This window comes from Geobacter argillaceus, assembly GCF_007830735.1.
Lineage (GTDB): Bacteria > Desulfobacterota > Desulfuromonadia > Geobacterales > DSM-12255 > Geomobilibacter > Geomobilibacter argillaceus.
This window is the reverse complement of record NZ_VLLN01000025.1, coordinates 17,189-40,439: the sequence shown is the minus strand read 5'-3', so window position 1 is coordinate 40,439 and position 23,251 is coordinate 17,189. Positions and strand designations below refer to the sequence as shown.

The window sequence follows — 23,251 nt, the reverse complement described above, 5'->3', positions numbered from 1 at the left end:
TTCTTGGAAAATTCTTCAAGTCGCTTTTATCCAACTGGCGAATCTAACGCAGCTGAAAAATGTACGTCGTTGAATTTCTCAACTTTTCCCAACTTCTCGTTCTGGTGCACGCGCAACCCCAATCCAATGATTCCCCATACAAACCACTGATAACCGGAGTATGCGCTGGGAACCAGCCCGATGGAATCGGTCATCCACATGAGGTATGCCATTAATACACCGATGTTCAGCGGCCCGACCCTTTCACGCAAGTTGGAGAGGATTCGAATGCCTATGAAAATCAACAGGACCAAGTAGACCACTAGCCCAACAATCCCGCCATGAAAAAGCATCATGAGATAATCGTTATGAGATTCGACTGCCTTCTTTCCGCTGCCGAAGGTTTTCTGCAGTGTCGATTTCTCTGTCCACTCGTTAACCATATCTCTCCAGATATAGACTCTCCCTTCGAAAATCCTTTCACTTTTGCCGGTTCCGGTCACTGCTCCTATTTCTTTCTGAAAAATTCTAGTGATATTGGTAAGAACACCGTTTTCAACACAAACTGCTGTAATTCCCAGACAGATAAGCAACGTCAACAATAAAATATTTCTCTTAAATACAGCCCATACCAACAACCATGTGCTTAAAACGATAATACCTGCTTTACTGTATGTTTTGTACATAACTATGCTTGAGGCACAAGCATACATAAATGCAATTACATGAACAAAATAAGATCTGATATAAATACTGAAATATAAAATAATTCCCAAAATTGTCTGAAGAGCATAATAACGCACGGTTATGGCATCATGGTATAGTCCTATGTTTCTAAGTAACCCTTCAGAGTAAGTGTTTTTCCAATGTTGATTCGTTGCAAACTCATAGATCCCGATAGTCATGGGGAACACGCCTGCCAGTACCAGAGAGAGAAAGAAGTATCGAATCTTCTTGTCGGTGAAATAAGCTTGGACCATGTAAAATCCAATAAAACCGTTAATATGTCTAAAGAAAATATTTGCGGCAGATGATAAATCCTGACAATACAAAATTATCAGCGAACTAAAACAAATATAGATTGCGTAAATAAACCATATATATTTCAGAGGCATATCTTTCAAAGCAAGTATTTTGTCAGAATCAAGGACAATCCTCATGGCTATGATGCATGGCACCAATACGCTCACTATTTCAGTCAGATGTAAGCCGTATATCAGCTCGTAACTGTACATCGTATCCACCAATGGGCGCACAATAAAAAGCAGCATAATCCCATAGAATGGATAGATGAAAAGTGCAGATAGGGCAATGATTGTTAATACAATAGTGGTCATTTCAAACATTCTATAACCTTTATCCATATGGTAATACGAACAACCGCAATTTCAGCATAATTAGCTACATGACAAGACCACTCACTCAAGGCCAGAGTGGGCGTGCCTGCGAATCGAAAACCGTTTGGACTAACTCCCTTATCTGCTCGTCGCTTAGCTGTTTAGCGTTATAGAAAGCGATGCCGCTTTTGGGCCATATCGCTCGGCCCAGGAGGACGTAATCGGCAAGGAGCGGGCCGCTTCTAAAAACGACGGCTGCATTTCCTTCGGTGGTCTTCACACGAGAGCGAGATCGCTGCGGGACAAGTGTCTTGTCCATCAAATCATATGTGGCAAGAAGCACCGTCAGGCTGGCAGGATTGGTGAGTTTTACCCGCGCTTCCTCCACCGCCTTGACATCAGGACGCTTTGAATATTCCATGTAATAAAGGACATCGATCAACCCTTCGTTTGCCCATCGAATACTGTCCTGGCCTTGGATGAGCAGATAAAATTGGCTCGGCACAGCGTCGACACTGACAATCAGTCCCTTACGCAACTCTTTCGCACGCTTTGAAAAGTTCCGCACAATTTCCATTACGGCTTCACGGTTCCATGCGATCACACTGGAAGTCCCCTTCGTATCCTTATATGCATCCGCTTCTGGCGCGTCGTGAATCAGTGATCTCCCCGTTGCGCGAAAGTACCCATCCACACAGCTCGGGCTCATACATATGCCGTTGCTTCGAATGTAATCAAGATTGATTCCATCGACAGGATATCTCTCGACAACTTCCAACATGAGATCGACGATGAATCGCCTGAATCCTTCATTGTGGACATCGTACGCATTTTCAGGAGATCCGGTGTCGTAGAAGTTCGTTATTCCGGTTCCCTCACGCCGCATGACGGTAAACCACGGATGCACTTCGATCCCTTCAGCGTGCGCTTTCGTGATGAGGTATGCCAAAGGATCATAGCCGGTATCGATTATCCATCGTAAACCGGGGTGCACCATGGCACGTTTGCTTGGGAAATAGGCCCCCTGCCCGTGCCACACGCAGGGAACGTAAACATTGAAACCCGCACTCTTGACCCGACGTATGACTTTGTCTGCGGCACTTCGCGAAGTTGCCCACTCCATATCCTCGTCAAAGATGACCCGGCGCTCCACCGGTACCCCGGACTTGTCTATAATCGGACGCGAGACCTTACTGCCCTTAATCGATTGGTAAATCCACGAACGCTCCTTTTTCTCCATTGAAACGACAAGGTCGCTCTGGTTTTCAAAGCTATGGAGGACCTCAAGCTTTGTCATAGGTCTGTTTAGTATCAACAGCTTGTCAATAAGAAAATCGCTTCTCCGCCCTCTCTGGTCTGTGGCTCCCCGGTCACTGCCGATAAAGAGATTGCTCTTTGGGACAAGTTTTGTGTTGATCTTGACTGCATACTCGGAACGGAACTCTCCATCCACAAATATTCTGCAATACCCTTCAGTGCCGCTTTTCCAGGTAACAGTTATTTCAGTCCAATAATCGCGCGCAATTTCCAGAGGAATTGAAAAAGCAAAGAAGTCTTGGTTAGACAGGACGAAATAGAGACGACGGGCCCCCTCCGGCTCCCACCATCCATATGACACAGCCATATAACTCTGTCGATTGTCATCCCAGCGAAGAGTGAGAAAAGAGTGTGAAGAGGGGTCTGTTATGTCCCAGAGAGGCTTGAACCTGAAAGATATCGTCCCGGATTCGGTAGTTAAGCCTTTAGGAGCTTGCAGTTCAGCGTAAGAACTGCCTGTCAGTTTCAGAGCGGTTTCCCCATTGCCATACCGTTCATAGGACGAACCATGGGAATTTATGATTTCAAGACTTTCCGGGCTGTTAAGAAATTCTTTGAAATCTTTTTGTAAAAGGATGCCGTCAACAGCCATAGCGGACTGCAACGGAGGTAATAACATAATGAACAACAGACTCAGTAATGAAGCCTTTAAGGCTTTGTTCATAATGTGACGGTTAGACATCCTCACTCCGGCAGTGATCGTCACTCCCCAACCAACCGCAACTCCACCCGCGCCCCGTCCCGCAGCTTCTTCACCAGCGGCTGCAGCTCCTTCAGCCCCTTCTCCTGCTTCACGAGCCCCTTCCCCTTGACCTCTTTCAGCGGTTGGACGACCGCCACCTTGCGCTCCCCAAAAGTAAAAAACTGATTGCTCACCCAATTTTGTCAGTCCTGTTCTAAGGATAAGTTGCCAGCTTCGTTACAATAACAGACAAACGTTACAGCCTTGAAACGGATTTATGAAGATTGGAAAAAGATTTAAAAAACGGCCGGATGATAGGACAAAGAGATGGCCCCCCCCTCACATGACCCTCTACTGCGGAAAATGGAAGGACGACAGACCGGTGGACGAGCAACTCCACGACCTAAAGCAGGCTTCAGCATGACCGGTAGCATCCGCACTATTTTCTTGCACTGCCTGCAATCATTGATTACATTGCAATCAATGATTGCATTGCAGGAGGAACACATGGCATCTCTGACCATCCGAAACCTTGACAACAACCTGAAAGCACAACTCCGTCAGCGGGCCGCCCGGCATGGCCGTTCCATGGAGGCCGAAGCAAGAACTATCCTGGCGCAAACCCTGAATGCGCCGGTGAGCGAGCAAAACCTTGCTGCAGCTATACACCGACGTTTTGAGTCACTAGACATTGAATCCCTGCCGATCCCCCCGCGACAGCCGGTCCGTAATCCGCCTGATTTTGGTGAATAGACAATGGACTCCATCCTCCTTGACACCAATGTGCTCTCCGAACTGATGCGTTCCCAACCGGAACAGGCGGTGATGGACTGGTTTGCGGGACGAACCGGCAACGTTTTCTACGTCAGCGCGATCACCCAGGCGGAGATTATGCTCGGCATCTCGCTGTTGCCTGCCGGGAAACGTCGGGATGCCCTGGCTGTGGCGGCTGATGCGATGTTCTCTCAGGATTTTGCCGGGAGATGTCTCCCATTTGACGCAGCAGGTGCGGTCAACTATGCTGCCGTTGTTTCCGGGAGACGCAGAGTCGGCCAGGCCATCTCCACTGAAGATGCCCAAATCGCCGCCATTGCCCTGGCGCACGGTTATCCTCTTGCCACTCGCAATACCAGGGACTTTTTGCATATCAACGGTCTCACTCTGTACGATCCCTGGCAAACATGATCCACAACGCCGACAGAACAGTGGCACAGAGTCGAGTACCTGGTTCCCATTGCACTGCATCAGTTCACTCATCCCCAACCAGCCGTATCTCCACCCTCGCCCCGTCCCGCAGCTTCTTCACCAGCGGCTGCAGCTCCTTCAGCCCCTTCTCCTGCTTCACGAGCCCCTTCGCCTTCACCTTGACCTCTTCCAACGGCTGAACTACCGCTGCCTTGCGCTCCAGCAAACTAGAAAAACACCCAATTCATCAGCCCTGTTCTACGAATAGAATGCCAGCTTCGCTACAACCTGAATCCGTGACGGATGCCGCTCCGACGGAGCGACTGTGCCCGAGCGCCAAGCCGCTGTAGGCGAAATGGAGTGGCCACCGGCCTGATTGTTTGAACCCGTCAGGGTGAGTTTCAGGCCGGTAGCGAAATGAGCCATACAGCGGCGGTGCGAGCGGCACGCGAAGCAAAGTGGGGCGGTATCCGTCACGAATCCACGTTACAATAACAGACAAACGTTACAGCCTTGGAACGGATTTATGAAGATTGGAAAAAGATTTCAGAGAGACGCCCTGAGGATAGGCAGAGAGATAGTCGCCCTTTCTCTTGACCCTCTGATTGGTATGTCGTACATTTCAAATCAGTCGAGATTGCCAGAGAAGGAGGTGTGCCATGCAAACGATGACGACTTTTGAAAAGGAGATTTTTCGCGATATCCGCGGCCTTCCACCGGCTATGCAGAAAAAGATCGCCCACCTCGTTCATCTGATCAGGAATGAATTCATCTCTACACCCGCGGTCGACGTTTCCGCAACGGAGGAATTTCTGGCCACCTGCGGGAAATGGAAGGACGACAGGTCGGTGGATGAGCAACTCCACGACCTGTACTCATCACGCTGTTCAACCGAGCGGACGGGGAAGGCGTTTTGATGTGGCTGCTCGACACCAATATCTGCGTATACCTGCTGAACGGCAATGAACACCTGAAACAGAAGGTCCGAAAGACAGGTGTCCAGAACCTCGCGGTCTCCAATGCCGTTCTCGCGGAACTTTACTTCGGCGCTTACAACTCGACCAAGGTCAAAGCAAACATCGCCACCATCGAATCTTTCAGAAAACATCTGACCATATTTGCCGACTCGGTAGAATCTGCCCGACAGTTCGGCAAGATCAAGGCTGACCTCAAACGCCAGGGAAAACGCATCGAAGATTTCGATATCCTGGTTGCATCCATTGCCCTTGCCAACAAATGCCGCCTGGTAACACACAATACCAATCATTTCGCGCGGATTGCCGGTCTTCATGTCGAGGACTGGCTTGCTTCCCCCTGAACAGCGATCTTCACTCCCCAACCAGCCGTAACTCCACCCGCGCCCCTTCCCGCAGCTTCTTCACCAGCGGCTGCAGCTCCTTCAGCCCCTTCTCCTGCTTCACAAGCCCCTTCACCCGCCCCTTGACCTCTTCCAACGGCTGAACGACCGCTGCCTTGCGCTCCAGTACCTTCAACACGTGGAACCCGAAACGGTCTTCGACGATCGGCGACAGCCTGCCGACCGGCAGCGCATTGACCTGTTTTTCCAGCTGGGGGGTCAACTGTCCCGGAGTAAACCAACCCAGGTCCCCCCCCTTGCTCTTACTCTGACAGTCGGAATGTTCGGTTGCCAGGCTGGCAAACGCTTCGCCGGCTATCAGCCGTTTTCTCAGTCCCGCTATCCGGTCTTTGGCCGCCTGCTTTTTTTCCTTGGGCCACGTGGGTTCAACCGCTATCAGAATATGGCTCAGATGAACCTGCGGGGGATGCGTGAATGTCTCCCGGTGCTGGTCGTAGTACGTCAGCAGCTCATCGTCCGAGACCGTTATCTTCGTGCCGATGGTCGCGTCTATCAGGGCACGGATCGCCAACCCGCGGGCGATCTGCTCGCGGACCTTGACCTTGCTCGTCCCGATCTTCTCCAGCGTCTTTGTAAACTGGCCCTCGTCGCTAAACTGTCCGGCCAGCTGCTCCATCTGCCGGTCCACGGCACCTGTATCGACCGTGACCTTCTGCCGGCGGCTCTCCTGATACAGGAGTTCCCGCGTGATCAGATTCTCCAGGGCCTCCCGCTGCAGTTCCGCCAGCTTCGATTCGTCGGCGAGCTTCCCCTTGGTCCCCTGCTGCCGCTGCACCCGCTCCAGTTCGCTCCTGAACTCATCCCGGTCGATTTCCACGCCGTTTACCAGTGCGGCGACACCGCCGGTCGATCGGACATCTTTCGCCCATGCCACACCGCCCCCGGGCGAAACCGCTCCCACAATCATCCCCAACAGCAGCACTAACGAACATAACCAGCGCCACGATCTGGCATTCATTTCCATATCCTCGATATCCGGACAGCCGTCTTCCAGACGGGTATGTCGTTGATTGACCGGCAACAGACAACGTTCCGGCACAGGAGGCTCATTCGCCGCCGACGGCTGAATACCGCTCGCCGCGCAGAATCCGAACATGCCGCAGCGATTCTCCTCGCAGTGCCAGTCGTTGAAGAACGAGGCCATCAGAATCTCGCGTTTACGTTGAACTGAAAGACATCGATCCCCAGCGGCGGGCCGGAAATCTCGTTGGCAGTCAGCCAGCGAGTCGACAGCCAGGTGTTTTTGGCAACCCCGAAGTCAGCACCGGTGATCCACCCCTTGGCGTTGGTCCCGCCCAGGTGGAAATCCGAGTCGGTAAAGGCATCCATCACCGCATCTGCCTCCAGGTACTTGTACAGGAGCAGGGCCTTCCATTTGCCGAACGCACCGGTATCCGAATGACCAACGGTAATGCCGAACTGGTATCCCTCGGTCTCCTTTTTCACATTATTGCCTGTTCTGGCGTACACATCGGTCTTGTTGAAACCGAGGTTATTGACATAATCGGCATTGAGCACCACCCGGACCGGGTTCCAGAAACCAAGATCCAGAGAACCGTTAATATTCAGCTCGCGAAAGTCGGAAGCATAGGCAGTCTTGATCGCCGTGCCAGGATCGATGTCCATCAGCGTGTTCCCTTTCTGCTGGAACTGTGGCGCGGTCCAGTCATTCGCGCCCGGCCGGGCAGGATCGTTGACCACACCGGTGGTATGCTCGAAATCGTAGAATGCCGCTGCCAGCCTGGCTGACAGTTTTTCCTCGTTGCGGTACCGGACCCCGACCTGTCCGCCAAAGAGCCACTTGTCCTTGCTGGACAGCTCGACTTCCTGGATAGGGAAGGCGCCGGCGGTCATGAACAGGCTGGTCCGTAAAGTCAACCGTGGCCGGTAGGTGACCGCCACTCCATCGAAGTTGATGTTCGGGCTCCAGACCAGGTCGGTGCAGAACCAGGGATTGGAAAACCGCCCTCCCCACAGGGTCACGGTCGGAGTGGGGCTCCACTTCAGATAGGCCAGGTCCAGAAGAAAGTTTTTCTTATTGAGCGAATCGCCAAGCGTCTGATTGGTCGATACCGGATCGGTGGTGTTACCGGTGGCCAGGCCGATTCCCGCTTCCATCTCGTCGTTCACCTTGGCGATCATGCCCAAGCGGGCACGGAGGCGGATACGGTGACGGTCCTCGGAAGAATTGAGCAGCACCGTGGTGTTGTCCGGCTTGACGAAAAGGGCGTTCAGCCCGTCAAAAAAATCCGCTTCATAGCGCAGCCGCAGATCGCCGTTGAACTTGATCCGCCGGGTCCATTCGGGAAGTTCCGGCACCCGGGACTCCACCTGTTTTTTGATCTCCCGCCGCGCTTCCTCGCCGATGTCCGCAGTCACCCGCTCAAGCGAAAGCTTCTGTATGAAGCGTTTTTTGATCCGTTCCGCCTCGTCCCTGTCAATAAGCCCCTGGCGCCGAAGCTGGGCAATATCGTTCAGAAGCCCCTCCTTCGGCAGAGTGGTGCGGCTGTACTCGATCTCCCGGTCCGTCAGGGCCAACGGCTCGTCCTCGTCGGCCGGCGTCCATTTTTTACCGATCCGCTCACCGATCTGGGCAACCTCGTCCACTCCCAGAACTCCTTGCTCGCGCAGCACCTCCAGGGTCGGCCTGAGCTCGTCGTTCGGGATCGGCACAGCCCCCTTGGCATCGGTATCAGGCACTGACGACACTATGTCCACAGCCTTCTCCGCTTCCTTTTGAGGCTGGGCAGCCAGGCGCTGCAGAAAGGCAGCGGCCTCGTCGCTGCTGATGGTCCCCTTGGCCCGCAGGAGATCGATCACCGCCTTCAGGTCGGTGCGCGACGCCGAACCGCTCTTGTCGGCAAAGGCCTTGCTCTCTTCGCCGGAAATCACTCCTTTATTCTGCAAAAGCTCCAGCAGCGCTTCGATCCCGACGGATTGCCGGGCGGCAGCGCCAGCCGTTCCAACGACGCTTACCATCAACATAACGGCGGTGCAGACTATTGAACCTTTATGCAACATGCAGTAGTTTCTCCATTTCACGAAAATGCCTATATTCTTGGGACTGCCTGGAAACGATCGGCACAAACGGCCCTCACCCCTGGGAGGTAATCCGCAGCGTCATACCGGCCGGCATCCCTTCCGGCGGCGGTTGGCTGATCCTGAACCCCGGCAGCGAAGCCTTGAGGGCCTCGTCCATCTTCTCGTTTCCGGACGAAGCGATGATCTGGTACTTCACGACGGTACCGCGGGAATCGAGCACCAGCTTCACCGTGGCCTGGAGCTTTCCTTTCGGGATGCCGCCGTCTTCGTCGAGCCTTTTGCGCATCTGGCGCTTCAGCTCTTCCTGGATCTTGGCGGTGTACCAGCCATACTTGGTCATCAGCGACAGCCGGCTTGCCCCGCCACCGCCGCCTCCACCGCCGCCTCCGCCAAGCGTAAGGGCTTTGCCGCCCTTCTTGCCGACCAGACCGAAACCGTCACCGCCGGCCCCGCCGTCCGCATCGACCCCCAGGTCGGCGCCCGGCGGCGGGGAGTTGTCCGGAGAGTCGTTCTGTGGCTGCTGGGCCTCGGTCGGGGTGGCAATGCTCTCTTTGGGGGCTTCCTTGGGAACCTGCGGCTCCGGAGGCTTTTCTTTCTGTTCCGGCGGAGGCGGAGGCTTCATCAGGTTGACCGTCGAAATCTGGGTCTTCTTGACGCTCCCGGCCGGAGCCAACAATATCTTGACGAAAAATCCCGCACCGGCCAGCAACACCAGGATGACGGTACCCGGCACCAGCCAGTTCAGATAATTGCCTTTCTTCTTTTTCTTCGCCATCACCACGCTCCCGGTCTACTTCACCAGTTTCTGGGTGACCAGACCCAGCTGGGTTATCTCCAGCTTCTGCAAGAGGTCGAGCACTTCGATCATGCTCTTGTAGGTGATCTTCTCGTCCCCCCGCACCACCACCGGCAGGTTCGGGTCGGCGGCCTTGAACTGGCGCAGCCTCGCCTCCAGCTCGGCCATGCTGACCGGGAAGCTGTCCAGATAGATGGTACCCTCGGCGGTGATCGTAATCGCCTTGGTGGTCGGCTTGATCTTGCTGGCCGCCGCGCTCGCCTTGGGAAGGTTGATCTGTATCCCCTGCACCGACGCGGTCACCACGATCATGAAGACGATCAGTAGGTTCCAGGCCAGGTCGAGCATCGGCACGACGTTTATCTCGACCATCTCGTCGTGATCTTCGGATGGAGCCTTCATTCGCCCTCTCCGTAAGCTTCCTCGATCTTTCCGGTGAACTCGTCGATGAAGAGCCTGGTATCGGCGTACACCTTCTTCATCCGGTTCATCAGGTAGGTATAGGCAAACAGCGCCGGTATGGCCACCAGCAGACCGAACAGGGTGCAGGCGAGGGCCGAGGCGACGCCCGGTGCAATGGCCGACAGGTTGGCCTCGCCCGACTCCGCAAGACCGCCAAAGGTGTTCATGACCCCCCAGACCGTTCCGAGGAGACCCAGAAAGGGCCCGCCGGAGATCCCCAGCGTCATGACGATCAGCCACGAGTTCAGTTCCTGGCTTTCCCGAACGCTGGCCCGGTCCAGAACCGTTTCAAAGATGCTGATGGCAGCCCGTGACATCCCCTTGGTCTCGGTCTCGGGATGCTGTCGCTCGGTCCAGCGGGCAATTTCGTTATAGCCGGCGCGGTAGATCCTGAAGAGGGACGAATGTTCGTAATCCTCTGACTCGGCATCCAGTCCCAGCGGGTCGGCAAGGTTCTCGAAGCTGTCCGTGAACTCCCGGTTTGCCCGGTTGATCTTCTGCAGGGCCACGAACTTGCGGATGAATACGTAGGTGGCGAGCGTCAGCATGAAGACGCAGATGCCGATGACGACCCAGCCGTCCAGGGTGACGCTCTTGGCAATGACCTTGATCAGGTGGATGGTCAGGTCTTCGCCACCCCCCTTGCCCGCCTCTTCCTGGCCGTAGGTCATCAGCTTTCCGTCCTGCCCCTGGCTGTTGACCGTTGCGGCCAGCCAGTTCGCCGGCCGGACGACACTGGCCAGCTGCAGTTCGTCCAGTTCGCCGACGAACGGGTTCTGACCGGCCAGGTTGGCGCCGAAGGCGAGCTCGGCCGCCGGCGAAGGAATCGCCGCCCCCATGGCCGCACTCCCCGACTCCTTCCCATCAAGGTAGATGGTCAGCTTTTTCCCCGGCTCGGCCGTGACCGCCACATGGTGCCAGGCCTGGGCCGGAATGTCGGCCGAGGCCGAGGCCTGGGCTGTACCGACCCGGGCATAGGCCCGGCCGCCGTTGATCCCGACCGCAATCGCCTGCTTGCCGTCATCCCAGGAGAAGAGCCGGGCGTCGGCCTGGGGCTGGGCCGGTTTCACCCAGGCGGAGAAGGTGAACCCCTTGCCGAAGTTGAACGACGGTGCCCGCTTTACCACCACCTTGCTGCCGGAGCCGGCAAACGCGGCGCCGCTGCCGATGACCGAGGGCGCTCCGAGCTTGGCCGTCGACTCGGCCGCATGGTTGGCGTATGCGGTGGCATCCTTCGGCGTCCCGTCCGCCTCTGCCAGGTGCAGCACCAGGGCCTGGCCGGCATCGTAACTGCCGCCGCTGTCGGCGCCGGCCTGGGTGGAGCTGTTGCCGTAGTAAAGCCAGACGCTGTCCGAGGCGGCCCCGCCAGCCAGCTGCGGCACCCGTACCCAGACAAGGGCAATCTGCTTCTTCGGGTCGAATGACTCGATATGGAACTTGAGGGGCATCTTGTCGTCGCTGGCGACGAAACGAATATCGGAGCCGTCGGGCTTGGCGTTGTCAAAGGCGAAGTTCCCCGTGTGCAGCCGGACCAGCACCGGCACATCGGTCACGTTCTCCTTGATAGCGGCCCCCTTGTCGGTGGTGTCGAACGATATCTTCTTCCGGAACTGCCACTTGGCATCCCACCAGGCATCGGCCCGGCTCTGTCCGATCACCAGCGTCAGGAGCAGCAGTGCCCCGGTAAAGCCAGCCACCCTCTTCCACATCCCCTTACCCATAAACCCTCCACAGCAGTTTTCGCATTTTGAACCAAGGCACTGTAGACCATTTTTGTTACAGCCAGACGACGGTCACGTTAAAGTTGGATAAACTCGCTAATCAACGGATACGGTTCTCGAAGGAGAGTTGACGGTAACAGGAAGGCGGGAAATTTCAGAAAGAGAACAGTGACTTGTCGACTCTTCATATCTGTGCTACTGTCTGAATCAATTGACGAGCTTGGAGGTGTATAAATGATTCGTCTGCAGATACAGTCAGATACCCAGGAAAACGCCCTGGATCTTATTCGCTCCGCCATCAGTGCGGAAGCGGCCAGGCTTGAGCTGGGGCTGAAGACAACTGAACGTCATATCCGGGCCTTCGAGGAGCGCTACCACACAACCTCTGCTGCTTTTCTGGGGAATATGGCCGCCGAGGACCTGGAGGGAGGGGATGCAGAGTACGTTGCCTGGGCTGGAGAGTTAAACCTGCGCCAACGCATTTCCGTCCAGTTGGAGACCTTGAAGGCCATCCAGTATGCTGCTTAGCGAGTATCAGGCGCAGCTCGCCACGGTAATCGACCATTTCGCCCACACCGACCTTATCGTTTCCTCCCAGCTCTCTATTGATGCTCGAACCCCCAAAATGGGAATCGTAAGCGGCGCTCTCGAATTCGTAGACGGCGCACGGCTTGAGTTCAACGAGTACATCGACCTTCGCTTTCGGCCCGAACGCCTGAATTACGTCTACCATTGCCAGGATATCGATTCGCACCTCATATTCCGCTACGACAACGCCGCACACAAGCCGGCTCTACCCTTCACCTGCCACAAACATACAGCCAAAGGCGAGGTGAACGCCGCTGACCCACCTGAACTTTCCGATGTTCTCGATGAAATAATGGAGCGTTTCTCCCCCTGAAACTCCCGGCTTAGGGGACATCCTAATCTATAGCCTATATTCTAGTTATCACGCCGCCAAGAACGTCCCTCTCTCTAACCACAATTAGATAAATAGATAAAAATGTCCCTCTAAGCCCCCGCTTTCCCCTTATTCCCCCACGTAAAAGCCCGCACCTGTAGGCGTAACGACTCAGAGTGCGGGCTTTTCGGTTCCTGATATTTCCGAATTGCAGTTGAAGATGGCGAAGATTACGGCAGCACGTTGTATACTGCGGAGTAACCAAAGCCGGGTAGGAGAGGTCGGTGCTGCGGAGATGCTTCATCTCGCCAACAGTGGCTCACCAGATTGCCTTGGAGCCGACCGTGGCGGTGGGGTTGGCCAGAGTGCCCTTGGTGCCCGGGATGTTCAGCGGGTTCTTGGCAAAGCCGCTCAGCAGCGGGTAGAGTGCGGACTGCGGTGCGGCAAGGGCCGTGTCATAGGCCCCCTCAACAGCTGCTGAGGGGGCTTATGACAGTTGTCTTACTCCTTCTTCTCCTTGTCCCGGTCATCCTTGCTGTCGGTCGTGTCGGTATCGAAGTTGAGCACCTTGATGTCGAGGAACTTGGACATGAAGTCGTCCACCACCTGGGTGCCGGTCCGGAGCGCCTTGTCCTTGGCCGTGCCGGCCGAGGTCTGCTCGATCATCCGGCTGCTGTCGGTCACCCCGCCGGCTCCGGAGAGGGCGCCGATGCTGACCGAACTGCCGCTGGATGTCGGCACCCCGACTGAACCGGCCGAGAAGGAGATATTCTGGGAGTTCAGAACCTGGGTGGCGCCAAGTGTAATCTTGCCGCCGGCAATGCCGGCTTCGCCGGCGTCAATGTTTCCTTCCGGTGCGAAAAGATAGATGTCACCTGCCTGAGGAGCCGTATCGCCGAGCTTGGCGGCGTAGGTCAAGGCGCGAAGGCCGCTGCCGACCGCCGGAGGGGTAAAGACCACCTGATACTGTGGCGGCATACCCGTATCACCACCGGTCCCGGGAAGCAGTTGTAAGGACGGAGGATCGGTGCTGACAGCCGTTCTTGACCCCCGACCGGCATTCACGTTCCCCCGATCGCTCCAGACGGTAATATCGCCTCCCATGAAGGTCATGACCCGTGATTCGTTGACATTCACATCGCCGCCGCTGAAAATGTCGATCATTCCCCCTTTAGCCGTATAGATACCGGTATTCTTCTGCAGTTTGGCTGCCAGCTGTTTGTCGAGAATCAGTGCTGACTTACCGACGTTGATGTCACCTTTTGCCAGGAGATAGATAGCGTCCTTACCCGAGTTGGTGCTGATCTGAGATGAGGTCATGTTGATGATGCCAACACCGGAATCCGACCGAGTGCCGTAAAAAGGGACAATGAGTTGAGAGCGTGCCTCGTCGATCCGCTGCTGTGCGGCGACGGCATTACCGGCTGCTTTCAGCTCGCTGTACTCTGTCCCGTATTCGCGCAACCCTTTCTGACCGTTGGTACCATCCCCATCGAACAGCGACGTCATGCTCGCCGGATCCTTCCTGTCGGCGCTGCCGGCCACCACATAGAGATCGCTCCCCTTGTCGGGATTGAGCGTAGCAAGGTTGAAGGCGTTACCGTAGGTTTGAATCCCATTACTCCCCCCCAGGTCGATATTTCGTCCTGCCTGCACCATAAAGGCACCTGCACCACCCTGTTCCAGGCCGGTTTGGGTCTGGTTGCTTCCGGTGGCTGAACTGAAATAGATGTCACGACCTGCCCAGACCCTGGAAATATCGGTGTTCCCCAGGTTCTGGCCCACATAATGGATGTCGCGGATGTCTCTGCCGGCAGAAACGTCCGCTTTGACCGGCAGAAATATCTGCAGGTTCCTCAGGTCTCTGCCCGCGTTGATGGAGACGGACTGGTTACGCTGGGCATTCGTATTGTAATGGGTATTGACAAAGAAAAAACTTGAATCTGACAAGGTCTTATCGCCGCCGTAGAATTTCTCCGGGTCGGCGTCAGACATGGCCACAATCGCCTTAGCGTTGTTGCCGTTAAAGGAGTAATTGCCGTCAATGTCCCTTCCAGCGGTGATCTGCAGGTTTCCGGAGTTTGACGGAGCAAGGGAAATCTGGTTGTTGACGAGAATGTCCCGACCGGCGGTCAGAAACAGGGAGGGGGGAAGTATCTGTTCGCGCCAGGTTTGGCTACTCGTTCCAAGAGTTGAATATTTATTGGTCGCGGTTATAACAAGGTCTCCGTTTACCGCCTGGGCAAAGAGCCGCGCATCCGGGGCATATTGCGGACTCCAGAACGCCGCTTTCCCCGCAATGGTCGGATTGTAGACAGTGCCGAGGGTGACGTTTCCCTGGGCGATGACCGAGAGCTTGGAGCCGAATGACTCGATTACCACTCCTGCACCGGTGGTGGGGTCGGCAATAGTGCCGCCGGCGTGAAGCACCCCTTCCCCTCCCCTTACTACAAAGCGTCCCTTCAGGTCGCCACCGGCGTAGATCGTCAGGTTGCCGGGGTCAACGTTGCCGAAGGTTCCGGCCTGACTCATGAAATCGTCGCCGGACCTGACGTACAGGCTGCCACCACCCATTGCTGCCAGGCCGGTTGTCGGCTTGCTAACACCCCGGCCGGCATAACTGGCAGACCAGTAATTACCGCTCGTTGCGGTTCGCAGCGAGGTAATCAGGTCCCAGGCAGAGGCATTCACCTGCCCTGTTACCTTTCCTGCCACGTCGAGCCGCAGGTCGCCACCGCCGGCATATTCCCAGTATCTGCTGTAGTAACTGGTGTAGCTCTGCCCGTTAACGGCGGCGTGATAGCCGGTCGTACGGATCGAGCCGGCCGCAGCGGTTACGGCAAGGTTCAGGTCCCCACCGACCCGCAGGGAAATATCACCGGTAGCGGTTTCAACGGCCCCTCCGTTGACGCTCAGGCTGCCGCCGGTGGTTCCGGTTATGGCGCCGCTGTAAGAGCCGAGGGTGTAGGAGAGATCGCCATTGATCATGTAGTAGCTGGCATTCCCTTTCAGGAAAGAGGAATCACTGCCGGAAGCAAACCGGACGGGAGCGCTTTCGGTGTAAACCAGGGCGGTTCCGGTTGCATTGCCGATGGTCAGGGTGCCGGTACCCCTGTTGACTGCCGTCAGGTCGCTACTTCCCAGGTCGCTCCCCGCGATCAGGTTCACTCCCCAACTGGTGCGTCCTGTCAACCCCGGCAGACTGGCGAAAGGGGTCGGAAAGTCCACCAATTTCCTGGCGATGGTGAGATTGCCCGCCGCCCGCAGGGTCAGTGCCCCCGGAACGCCGCTGCCGGTCCTGACGCCGGTCAGGTCCCAGTCGTTGGCAAAGACGATGTTGCCGATGCTCTGCAACTCGATCCCCGGGAGCAGATAGAAGCTGCCGGCATTCCAGCCGATCTGTCCGAGCCCGTTCAGAAGCCGATCGCTTGTGATGGAAAACGGTGTGACATCGCTCGCTGTGAGGGAATTCTGCAGGATACTGTTAATGGTCAGGTCACTCTGGTAAAGATGGGCCTTTACCGCCTCGGCGGTCACCAGCGACGCCCCCCTGATCGTCCCGTTCAGGTTCATGTTGACGTCGGTGGAAAGATCGTTCTGCGGTGCCCGGAAGGCGACCGAGCCGCCGCCGGCCGGGCCGGAGACGTCGATGCCGCTCCCGGCGGCAAAGGTAAGGGAACCGTTCACCTCTGCGGGGAGGGCGCTCCTGTCCTTGGCAGCCACATTCAGCAGCACCGCCCCTCCCTTTCCGGTCGTACCGGAAGCATTGACGGTACCGTTCAGGGTGAGGTTGCTCCCGGCGTTCAGCTCCACCCGTCCGCCTCTGGCCCCCGAAGCATCGATGGCGCCGTTGAGCGTAACGCTTCCTCTGTCCGCGGTCAGCTTGACGTCGGCCGCCTGCAACGTAAGACCGTTTCCGATCGAAACGTCGCCTGAACGGGCGCGGAGCTGCACGCTGTTGGTGAAACCGCCGGATTGAATTTTTCCGGCAAGCCCGGTGAAGTCGATCTGGTTACTGTCGATGGTCAGAGCCCCGCCACGGCCTTGTACAGAGGAATTGCCTTTGATTTTACCAACCAGGTTCACACCCTGAACCGGAGCGAGCAGGGAGATATTTCCCGCGTCACCGCTCCCCGGAGCCGACACATCGACGGTAGCACCTGCGGCAACGGCAACAACGCCGTTGTCGGCCCTGAGCGTCACGACCCCGCCCGGTTCATGCTCCACCTTCCCGTCCGTTGCTGCCGGGTAATCGTATCCGGTGGCCATCACCTTTGCCCCGTTCTGCAGGGTCACCCCTTCGCCCAGGCCGCTGCCGGTGGCGGTGAGTGATATGCGGCCGGCAGTCAGCTCGATGTCCGCCGATGATGTTACGGTGCGCCCCTGGAACGAGAGCGACCCGCCGATTCTGTCGGGTAGTCCGGCGGCAGGCGCAAGGCCGTTATTGCTCAGGGTCAGCGTGCCGCTGCCGCTATCGACCCGGAAGTTGGCAGCCTGGTAGGCGATCTGGCTTGATGGCGGCTGCGTCGGCAACAGATAAGGCCCGGCCATGATACGCGCCGCCGAGATACTGAGGCTGTTATCGGTATTGAGAGAGCCTTTCCCCTGGAAGACAAGGTCGTTCCGTACTGCAAAGGAATAGTCGCTGAATCCGGCTAAACTGACAGTACCGTTACCTATTGTCCCGCTGTCGGCGCTGAACCGCAGGGTGCCCCCTCCGGCTGCGGCGCCGCTGGCCGGTACGGCGCCACTGTTGAGCAGTTCGAACCTTTTCCCGCTGAAGGTTGCGGTGACCGCCTTGGTGCCGTCGGCCACGATCCGCGGCGCGTCGAGGGTAAGGGTATCGCTGACCGCCAGATTGAAGTCGTTTTTGACCCTGATGTCCGAGGCGCTCTTCAGACCGATGCTCGAAAACCCGGAAATCGACGAGAAGAAGCCTGAGCCCAAGGCAAGAGCGTCCGTAGCACTGTCCGTACCCAGGATGAGGTTCGTGCCGACAACGTGAAGGCTGCTCTGATTCCCTTTCAGGCTGCCGGACAGTTGCAGAGTGGCGGCTGTCAGGCTCAGATCGCTCCCGGCAAATAGCTCGGCTGAAGGACCAATGCTGACCGAACCGCCGGAGGTGACGGCAATGGTCCCGCCGGTGGGGCTGAACGAACCGTCAGGCCCCATCACTTGGGACCGATCGGCCCTCACCCGGGAGCCATCGCCGATGGTGATGGCGCTTGACGCGGTCATGGCGATCACCGGGGCCGTGAGGGTGCTTCCCGGCGCCAGCGTGATCCGTTCGGTGGAGGCCGTGCCGAGATCAATCTCCCTGAACCCCCTCCCGGCAAGAGCATCGCCACTGACCTGCAGCGTTCCGACAAGCCCCTGGTCGAGAGGGTCCGTAAAGGAAAAATTCGGGGGGAAGGGGGCTCTATCGGTCTGCAGCGTAAGCGACTTGCCGCCGAAGACCAGGGTGCCGCCGCCTGATGCGCTCTGCGGGAATGCAACCAGCGAACCGTTGAGAATGGCGGTATCCGGGTTGATGGTGATCCGGCCGGCATCGACAGCCGCCAGGGAGGCCTTGGTGAAGTTCCCCTCCTTCAGTACGTCGGTGGCGGACCGCACCGAATAGTAATGAAGCTGGGCCGGCCTGATATCGGTTCCCATTATTGTCGCATAACCTGAGACGACCGTGGCGCCGTTGGTTGTCTGATAACCGCCGCCAGGCTTCCCGACGCCGATATCGGTGATCACATAGGCACCGGGGAGGAAGGCGTAAGAAGAAGGGAGAACGGTATAGATGCCGGCCGGCAGGCCGTTGCCGCCATTGAGATAGATCGCCTCGCCCGGCATATCGTAGCGGTTGCCGGGGAGGATAACCATCCGCCCCTGCTTCGTCAGCGGTGTGGTCAGCGGATTTTCGGAACCTTCCACGCCGGCCTGGAAAGAGTAGGCGGTTAGGGAGCCTCCGGCGGATACATCAATGGCCGCCCCCTCTTTTACGATCAGTTCCTTGCCGTTGATCGTAATGTTCTTCGTTGGTGCGCCGTTTATTGCCACGCCGGCCGTGTTCAAACTGTTCTGTTTGTCGCTAAGCCTCATGGAGGAGTTATCGTCCAGAAATCCGTAGACCACGTTGGTTGAGCCGGCCGTGGAGAGCAGGCTTCCCTGGCCGAGCAGTACGCGGCTTGAGGCGGCACTGGCCGGGTCGGCATTGATGGTTATCGTCCCCAGCGGGGCCAGCATGACGCCGTTGTGCTCGAACCCTCCTGCGGCATTGATCGTCAGACTGCCCCCTGCCGAATAGACCGGCAGGCCGCTGGTCGGTCTGGCACTGGGGAAGGTGGTCAGCTTGCCGCCAACCGAGATGAGAAAGTCAGCCGGAATGGATTTGGTCTGTAGCGTTCCCATGTTGTCGACCTCCTGGCTGAAGGTCATCTTCGGGTAAATCCGGTCTGCGGTCAGCGTCAGATCCCCGGCAGTGGCCAGTCTGCCGCTCCAGCGGTTGTTACCCTGGTAGGAATTCAGCCTGTCCGCCAAACGGATGTCCCGGCCGGCGGATAAATCCGCAGTGGAAAAGCCGGCCAGGGCCACATCTCCTTCCAGATCGAGCCACTGGCTGTCGAGTTGCAAGGTGGCCTGACCGGCCGAGGCGGTTGCGAACGGACGGTCCGCAGCGCTGTTGGCCAGCTTGATGGCCGGGGCGCTTATCCTGACGGTATCGACGCCATTCCCGGTGATCTGCGGGGCGTCCAGGGTGAGCCCCCGTCTCACCGACAGATTCATGGAACCGTTCAGGTGTATTGACGCAGCGCTCTGGAATGTCAGATTGTCGAAACCGGAGTTCAGGTATCCGGTTACCAGTTTCTCTGTTATTGCCAGACCTTTTGTTGCGCCGAGATCAGTGATGGCCAGGGTTCCGCCGCGCAGATTCTGCTGTGAACGACCAGCCTTGAGCAGGCCGGCGGTGGTAAAGCTGTTCATGTAGCCGATGTTCACGGTGCCAGGGTCACCGGCTGCCACGGTCGTGACCGGCTGGGCCGTGCCGCTGCTCGAGGCCACGGTCACGGGGGCAGACCCGGACACGTCGATGATCGATCTCTCTTCCAGCACCAGGCTGCCGGAGTTCGCGGCAAGAGAAACGGTACCGGCGGCAAGGGGCGCGTACCCCGTCGTCACCCCTTTGGCCACGGTCGTGCTGTCCGGCCTGTTATAGCCGGCAGCGCTTATCCGTGCCCCGCTCAGAACGTTCAGATCGAGATTGGTCGCCTTTACCGAAACCTTGCCTGCCAGGGCCTCCAGCGTACCGGCGACATCGACTCCCGGCCCTTCGATGCTGATCGTCCCGCCGGGGGCGGTCCGGATCAGGGAGTTGGCGCCGACGGAGATCCTGGCGGCAGCATTGGCTACTATGTTTGTATTATCCCCATCCAGTTTCTGGCCGGCCTGAAGCGTCATCCCCGAAGCACCGACCTCGCTGAGCGGGACCGTGCCGTCGGTTCCGGACTGGCCGCCGGCCGTGACGTACAGATTGCCTGCCGGGCCGCCCTGGTCACTGGTGCCCCCTGCGGTCGGCACCTGGAGCTTCCGCTGCGATGGCGCCATGGCAACGCCGCTGTCGATTGTCAGGTCGTTGCGGCTCTTCAGGGTGATGTTCGTCATGCCGGTGCCGGCGAATCGGTCCCCGGCCACCAGCAGATAGGCGGTCGACTCTCCGCCGCCATTCACCGACAGCGCCGGTATCGGAGTGGTTGCCGTGAAATCCCGGGTCAGTTGAAACGGGGTGGCAACAGACACCTCCACGTTGTCGGCCTGGAGCGTGATCCCACCCCCTTTGCGGCCGGGCAGGGAGAACCCGCGGAAATCGCCGTTGGCGACGAGCGCCGCCCCCTGGAGAAGTATCGAACCTGCGTCCCCTCCCTTGATTTTCCCGCCGGCATCGATAACGTACCCGCCGCTCACGTCCAGCACGGCACCCTTGTTCACGGCAAGCCCACGGCCGGCAATAAAGGACACATTGTCCGTCATGTCCTCCACGGTAATTTTCCCGCCGTTCAGACGGGCCGGCGCCTGCGAGCTGCCGTTAACGAGGTTGTCAACCCGTTCGCCGGCCACCGAGATGCTGCTGCCGCTCGCCAGGTAGATCTTGGAGCCGTAGGCGGCATCGAACTCCTTGTCCGGCGTGTCCGCATAGGTGGTCGCGTTGTCCGCCGCGAACAGCTTGACCGTCCCCGATGGCGCCGATATCCGGCCGTTGTGCTCGACCCGCCTGGCAACGGCGCTGAAAACCCCTCCCGGACGTAGCTCGATGCCGGCGCTCCTGTCCGTGGTTATGGAGGTATTGGCAGACAGGTTGATGGCTGCCAGCCCGGCTGAATTGATAAGCCGGGTGGAGAGGATGGTGGGCCGCGTTGCATCAACCGGTGTGGCAACCGGGTCGAAACCGCTGCTGAGCGGCGTGGTGTCGGCGGTCAGCACGATCTGCCGGGTTATCATATTGCTGGTAGAGTTATTCAGGCCAAAGGTCGGATCAAAGACAGTACCGATAGTCAGTGTACCGGCGGTAGGCTCCAGGAGGCCGCTGCTCTTCGTCTGGCCATAGGCGTCGGCAAGTTCGGCGGTCAGGGTCTGGTAGACGCCCCGCTCCACCCCGCCCCTGATGGCGCCGTCCAGCACCTGGCTGCCGGCGCTCAGTGTCAGGAGACCGGCGTTGCTCCCTTCGGTGAAGTTGGTGGCATAGTCCTTTAACCCTGAAGCACCTCCGTAAAAGACCCCTTTATACCGGTCAACAATACCGAATTTGGCTGAGTTATGGGTATAATCCCCCAATACCCTGTCATAGGCAATGGTGCCGGGAGCCGTGCTGAGGCTGTACACCGAGTTTCCCGAAAGCAGCCTGGTGCTCTCCATGGTGCCTGTGCCATAACGGGTGCCGCCGCCAGCGATGCTGAGCAGGCTGCCGTTGCGTGCGATCAGGTCACCGTTGGCTACTGTGATATTGATGGTGCCGCCGGTGGTACTCCGGTCCAGCGCGGTCATTTCACGGGTGGCAAGGGCACCGGAAATGTCGCCGATATTTGAACCGGTATGGGGATCTACCGTAACCGTAGCCCCCTTGATTGTCCCGTTTTGCTGGTCCTGGGCATCGCGCAGCACGACGCTGGTCAGTTGGGCAACGACGGCAGCGTCTTGTGCCGGTTTATCATTCCAGACGCCGTCCGCCTCAATGCTGCTTCCCGCCGCGAGGTAAACACGCTCTCCGGCCACCAGGTCGACCTCGCCGGCAGGGGCGGCAATGACGCCATTGTGCTCGATCCGTTTGACCGGCACAGCGGGGGTCAAGCCGGCGAGCCGGATGCGGCCCGCAGTAAACCGGGCCGTCTGGTCGGCTGTGTTCACCGCCACCGTCTCCGTCGAGTCGATGATCGGGGAAGCGGTACTGCTGCCGGGGCCGGTCACGATCCTGTCGCGTGCCAGGAGCTCGATCTCGCCATTCCGCTTGATGGCGGTAACCGACCGGATGATGCCGTCCTGCTGTACGGCGGCGCCGTACATCCCCACCATACCGGCAGCAGCGGTCAGCCGACCGCTGCTCCGGTTGACAGCCGTACCTGAAGTGTCACTGTCGATTGTCGGCACCAGTGCCCACCTGGAGGATGTTCTGCTTTGTAGGTTCGGGTCGGGAGCCAGTCCTACATTGTTGCCGGCCAGCAGGCCGATCTGGCCGTAGGGAACATCGATACTGCCGTAGTTTTCCACGTTCGGCCCGATCAGAAAAACCGACCCGCCGTTGTCGGTGCTGATGGTGCCGTAGTTGGAAACGGCCCCGAGCGAGGTGCCCGGATCGGCGGTAAAACGAAGGAGACCTTTCGTGAAGTCGTCAGCGGTCATGGCAAGTGACGACGCCAGCACGGAGTGCGCGGTAATCTGGGAGCCGGGACCGAAGATGATGCCGTTCGTATTGATCAGGTAGATGTTGCCATCTGCGGAGAGTCTGCCGTAGATCCGGGACGGGTTCTGGTCGTAGATCCGGTTCAGCGCGGTCCAGCTCTGTTGCGGCGCCCCCTTGTCGTTCTTCTGGCTGAAGGCCACCGTTGCTGCGGCGCCGATATCGAACGAGTTCCAGTCGATTGTTGCCTGCGGCTTGTTCTGGTTGATCACCATCTGGTTCTTCGACAGATCGGTGGTGATGGAGGCAACGCCGTCCGGGGAGCCGGAGCGCAACGACGGCAGGGTGGTGATCGCCGGTCCGGCCGGGGCCACGTTACCATAGAAGCCGGGAATCTGCGGGGCGGCATGCGTCGCAACAGAGCTGGCAGTCAGGACCAGTACGATATTCGAGGCAACAATACGTTTCATTGCGGGGTACCTGTTGGGGAGAAACGGGATGTCATGATTGCCGTTTCGGTGGCCACGGCCGAGTCCGGCCGTGGCATCGTCATCGAGCCGGCAATAGCGCACTG

The 23,251-nt window shown here is 57.8% G+C and carries 17 protein-coding genes; 7 read left to right on the top strand and 10 right to left on the bottom strand.

What is annotated here, in order from left to right; genetic code table 11:
- Positions 1-26: 26 nt before the first annotated feature.
- The 3 genes from JN12_RS16435 to JN12_RS20550 all read right to left on the bottom strand — a co-directional run bounded on the left by JN12_RS16435 (position 27) and on the right by JN12_RS20550 (position 3,473).
- Complete coding sequence (locus tag JN12_RS16435; RefSeq protein WP_145024740.1) at positions 27-1,325, bottom strand: hypothetical protein; 1,299 nt, start codon at positions 1,323-1,325, stop codon at positions 27-29.
- Positions 1,326-1,401: 76 nt separating this feature from the next.
- Entirely contained in the window at positions 1,402-3,315 is a 1,914-nt protein-coding gene (locus tag JN12_RS16430; RefSeq protein ID WP_145024737.1) for a family 10 glycosylhydrolase, read from the bottom strand.
- A 20-nt stretch (positions 3,316-3,335) separates the two neighbouring features.
- On the bottom strand, positions 3,336-3,473 hold the full coding sequence (locus tag JN12_RS20550; RefSeq protein WP_170241990.1) for a hypothetical protein: 138 nt from the start codon (positions 3,471-3,473) through the stop codon (positions 3,336-3,338).
- 262 nt (positions 3,474-3,735) lie between these two features.
- On the opposite strand from JN12_RS20550, the gene JN12_RS16425 reads away from it, so the two are divergent.
- Complete coding sequence (locus JN12_RS16425; RefSeq protein WP_211360568.1) at positions 3,736-4,068, top strand: FitA-like ribbon-helix-helix domain-containing protein; 333 nt, start codon at positions 3,736-3,738, stop codon at positions 4,066-4,068.
- 3 nt (positions 4,069-4,071) lie between these two features.
- Positions 4,072-4,500: a type II toxin-antitoxin system VapC family toxin gene (locus JN12_RS16420; protein ID WP_145024735.1), complete on the top strand. Its 429-nt coding sequence runs from the start codon at positions 4,072-4,074 to the stop codon at positions 4,498-4,500.
- A 64-nt stretch (positions 4,501-4,564) separates the two neighbouring features.
- Here the strand turns inward: JN12_RS16420 and JN12_RS20545 are convergent, their stop codons facing one another.
- A complete protein-coding gene (locus JN12_RS20545) occupies positions 4,565-4,726 on the bottom strand; it encodes a hypothetical protein (RefSeq protein WP_170241988.1) in 162 nt (53 codons plus the stop codon).
- 433 nt (positions 4,727-5,159) lie between these two features.
- Here JN12_RS20545 and JN12_RS16415 point away from each other — a divergent pair, with 433 nt between their 5' ends.
- Together JN12_RS16415 and JN12_RS16410 are read left to right on the top strand one after the other, a co-directional pair.
- Positions 5,160-5,417 carry a hypothetical protein gene (locus JN12_RS16415; protein WP_145024733.1) on the top strand — a complete coding sequence of 86 codons (258 nt, stop codon included), beginning with the start codon at positions 5,160-5,162 and terminating at the stop codon, positions 5,415-5,417.
- Positions 5,417-5,818, top strand: a complete 402-nt coding sequence (locus JN12_RS16410) for a type II toxin-antitoxin system VapC family toxin (protein WP_145024731.1) — start codon at positions 5,417-5,419, stop codon at positions 5,816-5,818. The genes JN12_RS16415 and JN12_RS16410 overlap by 1 nt, the downstream gene beginning before the upstream one ends.
- Positions 5,819-5,828: 10 nt before the next feature.
- On the opposite strand, the gene JN12_RS16405 is transcribed toward JN12_RS16410, so the two are convergent.
- The 5 genes from JN12_RS16405 to JN12_RS16385 form a co-directional block, all read right to left on the bottom strand.
- Positions 5,829-7,022 carry a peptidylprolyl isomerase gene (locus JN12_RS16405; protein ID WP_145024729.1) on the bottom strand — a complete coding sequence of 398 codons (1,194 nt, stop codon included), beginning with the start codon at positions 7,020-7,022 and terminating at the stop codon, positions 5,829-5,831.
- Entirely contained in the window at positions 7,022-8,899 is a 1,878-nt protein-coding gene (locus tag JN12_RS16400) for a putative porin (protein WP_145024727.1), read from the bottom strand. The genes JN12_RS16405 and JN12_RS16400 overlap by 1 nt, the downstream gene beginning before the upstream one ends.
- 73 nt (positions 8,900-8,972) lie before the next feature.
- On the bottom strand, positions 8,973-9,695 hold the full coding sequence (locus JN12_RS16395; protein WP_246125896.1) for a TonB C-terminal domain-containing protein: 723 nt from the start codon (positions 9,693-9,695) through the stop codon (positions 8,973-8,975).
- A gap of 15 nt (positions 9,696-9,710) precedes the next feature.
- Positions 9,711-10,118: an ExbD/TolR family protein gene (locus JN12_RS16390; protein WP_145024723.1), complete on the bottom strand. Its 408-nt coding sequence runs from the start codon at positions 10,116-10,118 to the stop codon at positions 9,711-9,713.
- The gene (locus tag JN12_RS16385; protein WP_145024721.1) at positions 10,115-11,899 is read right to left on the bottom strand and encodes a DUF2341 domain-containing protein; all 1,785 of its coding nucleotides are present in this window, start codon (positions 11,897-11,899) and stop codon (positions 10,115-10,117) included. Before JN12_RS16385 ends, JN12_RS16390 begins: the two co-directional genes overlap by 4 nt.
- Before the next feature lie 234 nt (positions 11,900-12,133).
- Between JN12_RS16385 and JN12_RS16380 the strand changes: the two genes are divergently transcribed.
- The 3 genes from JN12_RS16380 (at position 12,134) to JN12_RS20540 (ending at position 13,225) form a co-directional block, all read left to right on the top strand.
- Complete coding sequence (locus JN12_RS16380; RefSeq protein WP_145024719.1) at positions 12,134-12,427, top strand: hypothetical protein; 294 nt, start codon at positions 12,134-12,136, stop codon at positions 12,425-12,427.
- Complete coding sequence (locus JN12_RS16375; RefSeq protein WP_145024717.1) at positions 12,417-12,800, top strand: toxin-antitoxin system TumE family protein; 384 nt, start codon at positions 12,417-12,419, stop codon at positions 12,798-12,800. Before JN12_RS16380 ends, JN12_RS16375 begins: the two co-directional genes overlap by 11 nt.
- Positions 12,801-13,084: 284 nt before the next feature.
- The gene (locus tag JN12_RS20540) at positions 13,085-13,225 is read left to right on the top strand and encodes a hypothetical protein (RefSeq protein WP_170241986.1); all 141 of its coding nucleotides are present in this window, start codon (positions 13,085-13,087) and stop codon (positions 13,223-13,225) included.
- A gap of 76 nt (positions 13,226-13,301) precedes the next feature.
- On the opposite strand, the gene JN12_RS16370 is transcribed toward JN12_RS20540, so the two are convergent.
- Positions 13,302-23,249: a filamentous haemagglutinin family protein gene (locus tag JN12_RS16370; protein ID WP_145024715.1), complete on the bottom strand. Its 9,948-nt coding sequence runs from the start codon at positions 23,247-23,249 to the stop codon at positions 13,302-13,304.
- Positions 23,250-23,251 lie beyond the last annotated feature (2 nt).

Coding starts and splice junctions, on each gene's coding strand:
- JN12_RS16435 (WP_145024740.1), bottom strand. CDS start 1,325: ATGTTTGAAATGACCACTATTGTATTAACAATCATTGCCCTATCTGCA.
- JN12_RS16430 (WP_145024737.1), bottom strand. CDS start 3,315: ATGTCTAACCGTCACATTATGAACAAAGCCTTAAAGGCTTCATTACTG.
- JN12_RS16425 (WP_211360568.1), top strand. CDS start 3,736: ATGACCGGTAGCATCCGCACTATTTTCTTGCACTGCCTGCAATCATTG.
- JN12_RS16420 (WP_145024735.1), top strand. CDS start 4,072: ATGGACTCCATCCTCCTTGACACCAATGTGCTCTCCGAACTGATGCGT.
- JN12_RS16415 (WP_145024733.1), top strand. CDS start 5,160: ATGCAAACGATGACGACTTTTGAAAAGGAGATTTTTCGCGATATCCGC.
- JN12_RS16410 (WP_145024731.1), top strand. CDS start 5,417: ATGTGGCTGCTCGACACCAATATCTGCGTATACCTGCTGAACGGCAAT.
- JN12_RS16405 (WP_145024729.1), bottom strand. CDS start 7,022: ATGGCCTCGTTCTTCAACGACTGGCACTGCGAGGAGAATCGCTGCGGC.
- JN12_RS16400 (WP_145024727.1), bottom strand. CDS start 8,899: ATGTTGCATAAAGGTTCAATAGTCTGCACCGCCGTTATGTTGATGGTA.
- JN12_RS16395 (WP_246125896.1), bottom strand. CDS start 9,695: ATGGCGAAGAAAAAGAAGAAAGGCAATTATCTGAACTGGCTGGTGCCG.
- JN12_RS16390 (WP_145024723.1), bottom strand. CDS start 10,118: ATGAAGGCTCCATCCGAAGATCACGACGAGATGGTCGAGATAAACGTC.
- JN12_RS16385 (WP_145024721.1), bottom strand. CDS start 11,899: ATGGGTAAGGGGATGTGGAAGAGGGTGGCTGGCTTTACCGGGGCACTG.
- JN12_RS16380 (WP_145024719.1), top strand. CDS start 12,134: ATGATTCGTCTGCAGATACAGTCAGATACCCAGGAAAACGCCCTGGAT.
- JN12_RS16375 (WP_145024717.1), top strand. CDS start 12,417: ATGCTGCTTAGCGAGTATCAGGCGCAGCTCGCCACGGTAATCGACCAT.